Origin of the sequence: Planktothrix sp. FACHB-1355 (assembly GCF_014748295.1) — a bacterium.
Classification (GTDB): Bacteria; Cyanobacteriota; Cyanobacteriia; order Cyanobacteriales; family Aerosakkonemataceae; genus Aerosakkonema; species Aerosakkonema funiforme_A.
In genome coordinates, this window is record NZ_JACJUP010000980.1 from 1 (window position 1) to 2,711 (window position 2,711).

Here is a 2,711-nt window from a genome sequence, read left to right on the forward strand (position 1 = left end):
TTACTCAAGTACAATGGAAAGCAGTAGCTTCGTTACCCCAAGTAAATCGAGAACTAAATCCAGATCCATCACGTTTTAAAGGTGAAAATCTTCCAGTCGAAAGAGTTTCGTGGTATGATGCAGTAGAGTTCTGCGATCGCCTCTCCCAAAAAGCCAAACGGGAATACCGCCTACCCGGTGAAGCTGAATGGGAATATGCCTGTCGCGCCGGAACGACTACACCATTTCATTTTGGCCAGACAATAACCGCCGATCTAGCCAACTATGATGGCAATTATACTTACGGTCAAGGCCCAAAGGGAATTGACCGCGAAAAAACTACCCCTGTTGGCAGTTTTAATGTAGCTAATGCCTTTGGTCTATTTGATATGCACGGCAATGTTTGGGAATGGTGTGCTGACCATTGGCATGATAACTATGGGGACAAGCCTAATAATATAACTATATGGTTATCTAGTGATGGCAACGAATTACGACTGCTGCGCGGTGGTTCGTGGCTCGGCCTTCCCGCTTACTGCCGTTCGGCTTCTCGCAACAGCCTCGATGCGGGCTACAGTGCCGACGGCCTCGGTTTTCGGGTTGTGTGTGCTGCGGCGTGGACTCAGTAGCCCTTTATACTTTTGCCCTCTTGCCCTTTTCCCTTTTTTCCTTTACCCTCTCCGCCGAAGGCGGTAAAAAATTTTTTTGAAAAATGAGCAATGAGCGAGTTACCAATTATCCAGAAAACCTACGATTTAATCAAGTGGTATGTCCCGATTCTGAACCGCCTACCCCGCAGCCATAAGTTTATGTTGGGGGACAGAATGATTACCGGACTGTACGATTTGCTGGATGCACTTATTATAGCAAAATATTCTGCCGATAAACTAACTTTGTGAGAACACCAAAATTATATTTGAACTCTTCTCCAACCCCTCTCCTGCAATGAAAGGAGAGTAAAAGATTAGGTACGTAGTTGGGTTAGAAACCCGGTTTCTCCAAGAAACCGGGTTTCTGGGTGTTTAGCTAATCAACAAAGCAACGGGAAAATGTTGCAAAGCTTCCCCAATTAATACTTTGCCATTAGATTGAATTGTTTGTGCAGTGATGGCATCTTTCCAGGCAGATGGCATTCCCTGCGGCAGTTCGATGCGAGTATCTTCCCACACCTGTTCGCCAAGGGGAACTTCTTCTGGTTTAATCAGGCTGGTTAAAAAGCGGGGAGTGAGTGCGATCGCTACTTTATCCTCATATTTTCTCGCAAAAGCGACAACGCGATCGCTAAACTTTCCAGTCACCTCCAACGGAATATAATCACCTGATTGGAAAAGTTCGATATTCTCGTTTCTCGCCGCCAGAATTCTGTTAATCAAAAACATCTTAATCCTGGCATCTTCTCGCGTGGCAACTAAATCGGCAATCAAACTCAGTATATCTTTCTCCGCCTTCTCTTTAATTTCCTTTAAAACCGCAACTCGTTCCTCAAAATTAACCGGACGGCGATTATCCGGATCGACGTGACTGAGATCCCAAAATTCCGTACCTTGATAAAAGTCTGGCACACCGGGAGCGGTTGCTTTCAGCAGCGTTTGGGAGAGGGAGTTGAAAATGCCATATTGCGCGATCGTCTTTTGGAAAGGCTGAATTTCTGCCAGAAATTTCTCGTCTGCCAAAACAGCATCAACAAAATCCATGTAAGCATTTTCGTAATCGGAATCCGGTCTTAACCATGCCGTGTGAACCTTCGCTTCCCGCACTGCTTTGATGACGAAATTCTTCATGCGATCGTGATAGTCAGTCCCCTTTACCTCCCCAAAAGGATAAGTTCCGATCAGCGTTTGGTAAAAGAAGTATTCGTCATTAACATCGGGAATCAAGCGATTCTTCATTTTCTTTTTCTTGGAGCGATTCATTTCGCTCCACGCTTTCACTTGTTTTTCCCATTCTTCCGGTATTTCCGAGATCGCATTAATCCTCGCTCGCACATCTTCGCCTCGTTTGGTATCGTGAGTTGCCGTCGCATTCATTTTATGAGGCCAAGTTTCTTGCTGCTTTTGATTGAATTCGTGAAAATCCGCAACAGAGATGCCAAATTGACCGGGATTGCCGCCCACTTCATTCAGAGATATGAGTCGATTATACACATAAAAAAGTGTATCTTCAATCCCTTTTGCCATCAAGGGGCCTGTCAGTTGTTGCAGGCGCATAACGAAGTGACGCCGCAGTTCCTTTTGTTCTGCTGTTAATGATTCTTCTTCTTCCAGCAGCAGTACCTTTTCGATAAAATTGAGTTCCTTTAAAAGTTGGGGTACGTGCCGTCTTGCTTCTTCCATCACTTCTTTAATATAGATGCGATCGGATTCTCGCAAGCCATCCTGATTGATATAAGTTCGATAAACTGGAAACAGCGCCAGCACTTCCGAAAGCGCTTTTTGCAAACCGAAACGAGTAAAGTCATTTCCATATCGAGATTGACCGGATACTCGTTTCAAAACTTGCGCCAGATTATCGACATCTCCAGCCAAATTTCTTTCCACAATCAGCCGCTTTTTCTCATAAGAAAGCTGTCCGTAATTGTTATTCGCTCTGGCAAATTTCTGGTATATTTCGCTAAACTTCTCTTCATTTTCCTGTTGACAGAATATACCATTTACTTGGATCAAAAAGTCATAGCCGCTCGTTCCCTCAATCGGCCAGTATTCCGGCAAGTTTTCTTTCTGTTCGAGAATCTT

3 protein-coding genes are annotated in these 2,711 nt (G+C 44.6%); 2 read left to right on the forward strand and 1 reads right to left on the reverse strand.

The genetic code is table 11. The annotated features are described in order from the left end of the window. Together H6S82_RS27840 and H6S82_RS27845 are read left to right on the forward strand one after the other, a co-directional pair. Positions 1-608, forward strand: a 608-nt coding sequence (locus H6S82_RS27840; RefSeq protein WP_191057078.1) for a formylglycine-generating enzyme family protein, incomplete at its 5' end; no start/stop codon positions are given. Positions 609-698: 90 nt separating this feature from the next. Beyond that, entirely contained in the window at positions 699-878 is a 180-nt protein-coding gene (locus H6S82_RS27845; protein ID WP_242057134.1) for a four helix bundle protein, read from the forward strand. Between the two features lie 123 nt (positions 879-1,001). Here the strand turns inward: H6S82_RS27845 and treY are convergent. Further along, on the reverse strand, positions 1,002-2,711 hold a 1,710-nt coding region (gene treY / locus H6S82_RS27850; protein ID WP_191057079.1), incomplete at its 5' end, for a malto-oligosyltrehalose synthase.